This is a genomic window from Streptomyces sp. SP18BB07, from assembly GCF_036322545.1.
GTDB classification, from domain to species: Bacteria; Actinomycetota; Actinomycetes; order Streptomycetales; family Streptomycetaceae; genus Streptomyces; species Streptomyces deccanensis.
Window position 1 is genome coordinate 1 of the sequence record NZ_JAQYWT010000080.1, and the last position, 315, is coordinate 315.

Here is a 315-nt window from a genome sequence, read left to right on the forward strand (position 1 = left end):
CGGACGTCTTCATCGGCGTCTCCGGCGGTACGGTCCCGGAGGAGGCGGTGGCCTCCAGGGCGGAGCACGCGTTCGTGTTCGCCAGGGCCAACCCCAACCCCGAGGTGCACCCGGACGTCTCCCACAAGTCCGCGGCGGTCGTCGAGACCGGGCGCTCCGACGACCCGAACCAGCTCACCAACGGCCTCGCGGTCCCGGGGATCTTCGCGGGGGCCCCTCAGGTGCGGGCCTCCCGTATGACAGAGTGGATGATTATTGCGGCGGCGGAGGCGTTGGCGTCGGTCGTGGGTGACGATCTTGCGGCGGACTATGTGA

1 protein-coding gene is annotated in these 315 nt (G+C 69.8%); it reads left to right on the plus strand.

Going from position 1 to position 315, the window contains the following annotated elements:
• Positions 1 to 315, plus strand: a 315-nt coding sequence (locus PUR53_RS00265; protein WP_329906966.1) for a malic enzyme-like NAD(P)-binding protein, incomplete at both ends; no start/stop codon positions are given.